The organism is Acidovorax sp. SUPP3334 (genome assembly GCF_030159055.1).
Taxonomy (GTDB): domain Bacteria; phylum Pseudomonadota; class Gammaproteobacteria; order Burkholderiales; family Burkholderiaceae_C; genus Paracidovorax.
The window spans coordinates 1-3,910 of the sequence record NZ_BQXQ01000084.1 but is presented as its reverse complement, the minus strand read 5'-3'; the positions used below and the strand labels follow the sequence as shown (position 1 = coordinate 3,910).

The following is a 3,910-nucleotide window of genomic DNA, read 5'->3' as shown; positions in this document are numbered from 1 at the left end:
ACGCATCGACCACTTCGTCACCGCCTACAACGCCAACTGCCAACCCTTCAGGTGGACCGCCACCGCGGATTCGATGCTCGAAAAGCTGCATCGACTTTGCTCACTTATCAGCGGGACGGGACACTAGATGTGAACCGTCAAGAGGTTATTTGCAGATTTGAGCCTGGACATCGGAGCGACTTGACCAATGCCGCTGTGCGGCCTGTACCAGTTGTAGTGGTGCTGCCAGCTCGCCAGGGCAGTGGTCCGCTCGGCTGAGTTCTGGTACGTCCAGCCGTAAGCCCACTCTCGCAAAGCCGACTGGATGAACCGCTCGGCTTTGCCATTGGTCTGCGGCCGGTACGGCCTGGTGAACTTGTGCTGCACTCCCAAGGCTTTGCAGGCAGCAGCAAACTCCTTGGACCGGAAGGCCGCTCCGTTGTCCGTCAGCAGCCGTTTGACGTGCACGCCCAGCCCCGCGTAGTACGCCACCGCGTTCTGCAGGAACTCGACCGCCTCCTGTTTCTTCTCGTCGGGGTGCATGGCGGTAAAGGCGATGCGGGCGTGGTCGTCGATGGCCACGAACAGCGTCTCCCAGCCCGCGCCATCCACCGAGTCGCCTCGGTTGCCGGTCACGCGATGGCTGGGCCGAACGATACGCCCGAGCTTCTTGGTGTCGATGTGCAGCATGTCCCCAGGTGCCTCGTGCTCGTAGCGAATCACCGGCTCAGCAGGCTGCAGGTCGCTGAGCCGAGACAGGCCAGCGCGGGCCAGCACACGGCTGACGGTGGAGGCACAGACCCCTGCATGACTGGCAGTGCGCGACTGCAGCATCCGACGGCGGCGCAACTCGACGATGAGCAGCGCCTTGGACTCGTCGATGGCCCGGGGCGAGCGCGTTGGCCTGGAGGATGCATCGGCCAGGGCGGCTTCGCCACCGCTCAGATACCTGCCCAGCCACTTCCTGGCTGTCTGAGCGGTGACGCCTTGGGCGAGAGCTGCCTGGGCGGCGTCCTGGCCATGAATGGTCATCTGTTGAACCATCTCAAGTCGGCGGGCGAAGGTAAGTCGGGCATGCTTATGGGTGTTCATCCGGTTGGGTGTCCTGAGTCGATTGGGTGTTTGGCGACTTCCAGTCTCTCAAATCCAACCCGGATGAACACCGGATACAACCTATTGAAGCTTCACAGCTAGAGAACGCGCGTGACGGACGCCGTGGATTGCGTGGTGGTCGGTGCGGGCGTGGTGGGTTTGGCAGTGGCAAGGGCTTTGGCTTTGCGTGGCCATGAAGTGCTGGTTTTGGAGGCGGCGGAGGCCATCGGGACCGGCACCAGTTCACGCAACAGCGAAGTGATTCATGCCGGAATTTATTACGCCAAGGGCTCGCTCAAAGCGCGGTTTTGCGTAGAGGGTCGTGACATGCTGTACGCGTACTGCGAATCGAGAGGTATTCCTCACCGGCGCTGCGGCAAGCTGATCGTTGCCACCTCCGATGACCAGGTGGAAGCGCTGGGCGGCATTCAACAGCGTGCTCTTGCCAACGGAGTATCCGATCTGCAATGGCTGACGCGGGAACAAGCAAAGATTCTGGAGCCGGCGCTCGAATGCATGTCCGCACTCCTGTCACCCAGCACAGGCATTGTGGACAGCCATGCCCTCATGCTGTCTCTTCAAGGCGATCTTGAAAACGCTGGGGGGATCGTGGCTCTGAATTCTCCGGTAGCGCATGCAGAGATTGATGGTGGTGCTATCGTTTTAGAAGCGATTGATGGCACGCGGCTCCAAACGCGCGTTTTGATCAACGCTGCAGGTCTTCAAGCGCCGGCCTTGGCATCTCGGATTCGTGGCCTGGATCTCCGTCATGTTCCCAAGGCGCGCTATGCCAAAGGTAACTACTTTGTGCTCACGGGAGTACCGCCGTTTTCCCGGTTGATCTATCCCGTGCCTGAAGCGGCAGGGTTGGGTGTGCATTTGACGCTCGACATGGGTGGGCAAGCCAAATTCGGCCCCGATGTGCAGTGGGTGGATTCAGCGGACGATCTCACCGTGGATCCGGCGCGAGGAGATGGCTTCTACGCGGAAGTGCTCCGTTACTGGCCTGGGTTGCGCGATGGGGCGCTGGTGCCGGGCTACGCAGGCATTCGACCCAAAATCCACGGCCCCGACGAGCCTGCGGCTGATTTCTGCATCCAGGAGCAGGAAACGCATGGCGTGCGTGGTCTCGTTCAACTGTTTGGCATCGAGTCCCCGGGCTTGACCAGGGCTTTGTCGCTGGCAGAGCATGTCGCGGAGAAGGCCTGTTGCTGACTTTCTCAGTCAAGCGGTCATGGCCTACGGCTCTGTGTAAAGGGTGTGACTAAGATGGGATATCCGCCTACAGCCTCACCGGGGAGGGCGGATTACCTTTATTCCATGCTATGAAAGGCTTCTTCATGACTTCTGCATCCAACACCCTGTCTTCCGCACAAAACGAATTGGAAAAACTGGTCTCCGATTTGCGAGGTCTTCTGTCGAGCAAGGATTTGGACAGCGTTCCTGAAATCAAGCAACTTCGCCAACGCCTGGATGATGGAATGCATTCGGTGCGCGATTCCGCAGTGCGTGCTGCGCAAGATGCGGCTTATCAAGCCAAGGAAGCAGCCCGTGCTGCTGACCGTTATGCGCACGACGAACCATGGCGCGTAGCAACGGCAGCGCTGGCTGCAGGCGCTTTGGTCGGCTTCTTGCTGGCACGTCGTTAAATCCATCTCATAACAATCACCTGATGGCTCAAGAGAGGCGCGCATGAATTGGTTGGCACTTCTAGGTCTGGATGGCTGGGTGGTGCGATGGCGCGCTGCAGTCATCGAAGGGGCCATTGCCGCGGAAGACCGGCTGGATCTGGCAAGACTGGAATGGGCCGATCAAAAACGCCGCTTGGGCCTGATGGTGGTGCTGGTGATCGCCCTCGGTGGTTTGACCGTGGTGACCATGGTGCTCGCCTCTCTCGCCATCCTGGTGCAATTTTGGGATTCCCCCCAGCGTGCCATGATCGGTTGGCTCGTCGCCGGTACGTGGTTGGTTCTCTGGGCTGCGGCCCTGATCGCTCTCATCTCCATTGCGCGGAAGGCCGGCAATGCATTTGCATTGACCCGACAGGAGCTGGCGCAGGATTGGCGCGATATCAAGGAAAGGCTGTAACCGGCATGGCATCTCAACCGAACATCAGTCACGGAGCTACCGCTCCAAATGATAGCCAGCAGCGAGTTCTGGAGCGTATTGCGCTGCAACGCCAGCGGCTGAGGGCTCGTCGCGCAGCCCATTCGCAGGCTGTGCAGGTGCAGGCGGCTCAAGAACAACAGCAAGCCAACGATCCGGACACGCCTTTGAGTATTCGGCTGCTGGCGTTTGCCCGGTCCCATCCTGCTGCGGTGGCAGTGGCCGCCGGGCTGGCAGTCGTGGCGGGCCCGTCGCGACTGATACGTTGGGCGGGACTGGTAATGCCGCTTGTCATGCGCATGCGACGTTGAACAGGCGAGAGACATTCGCTCTAAAGCGGCAATGTCCAACAGTCGAAGAATAGGACCCTCGTGGCCAATGCCGCTCAGTTAAGGCTGAGCGGCATTTTTCTTGACGGGATACTGTGTCTTGGTCATTCGAACCTCACGCGGATACCGCCTGTGGGATCTTCGAGGCGGCAGCACGAAGCGGCGGATGTTCTTTCTCATGGCTGCGAGCTTGGCCGGGATGGCCCCAGGAGTACGCGATCCTGAGCTCCACAGCCACTCATCCACGATGTAGCGCAGCGCCGTAACGAAGCTGATGGAGCGTGTCCGGATTTTTGTGTGCGAGGCATAGCATGACGACCGGGAGCATGTATGCCAATCAGCAAGACGAAGATGAAGAACGCGGCGATCGCGGCCAAGTCCGCGGCGCTGCGCAAGATTCCCAA

The 3,910-nt window shown here is 60.0% G+C and carries 5 protein-coding genes; 4 read left to right on the top strand and 1 reads right to left on the bottom strand.

Going from position 1 to position 3,910, the window contains the following annotated elements; all coding sequences use genetic code 11:
• Positions 1-123: 123 nt before the first annotated feature.
• Positions 124-1,071, bottom strand: a complete 948-nt coding sequence (locus tag AVHM3334_RS23320) for an IS481 family transposase (RefSeq protein WP_284415825.1) — start codon at positions 1,069-1,071, stop codon at positions 124-126.
• A 111-nt stretch (positions 1,072-1,182) separates the two neighbouring features.
• On the opposite strand from AVHM3334_RS23320, the gene AVHM3334_RS23315 reads away from it, so the two are divergent.
• From AVHM3334_RS23315 to AVHM3334_RS23300, 4 genes are all read left to right on the top strand, one after another.
• Complete coding sequence (locus tag AVHM3334_RS23315; RefSeq protein ID WP_284415824.1) at positions 1,183-2,286, top strand: NAD(P)/FAD-dependent oxidoreductase; 1,104 nt, start codon at positions 1,183-1,185, stop codon at positions 2,284-2,286.
• 125 nt (positions 2,287-2,411) lie between these two features.
• Entirely contained in the window at positions 2,412-2,720 is a 309-nt protein-coding gene (locus tag AVHM3334_RS23310; protein ID WP_284415823.1) for an ElaB/YgaM/YqjD family protein, read from the top strand.
• 43 nt (positions 2,721-2,763) lie between these two features.
• Positions 2,764-3,159, top strand: coding sequence for a phage holin family protein (locus AVHM3334_RS23305; protein WP_284415822.1), 396 nt, complete (start codon positions 2,764-2,766; stop codon positions 3,157-3,159).
• A 5-nt stretch (positions 3,160-3,164) separates the two neighbouring features.
• A complete protein-coding gene (locus tag AVHM3334_RS23300; RefSeq protein ID WP_284415821.1) occupies positions 3,165-3,488 on the top strand; it encodes a hypothetical protein in 324 nt (107 codons plus the stop codon).
• The last annotated feature ends 422 nt before the right edge of the window (positions 3,489-3,910 follow it).

Coding starts and splice junctions, on each gene's coding strand:
- AVHM3334_RS23320 (WP_284415825.1), bottom strand. CDS start 1,071: ATGAACACCCATAAGCATGCCCGACTTACCTTCGCCCGCCGACTTGAG.
- AVHM3334_RS23310 (WP_284415823.1), top strand. CDS start 2,412: ATGACTTCTGCATCCAACACCCTGTCTTCCGCACAAAACGAATTGGAA.
- AVHM3334_RS23305 (WP_284415822.1), top strand. CDS start 2,764: ATGAATTGGTTGGCACTTCTAGGTCTGGATGGCTGGGTGGTGCGATGG.
- AVHM3334_RS23300 (WP_284415821.1), top strand. CDS start 3,165: ATGGCATCTCAACCGAACATCAGTCACGGAGCTACCGCTCCAAATGAT.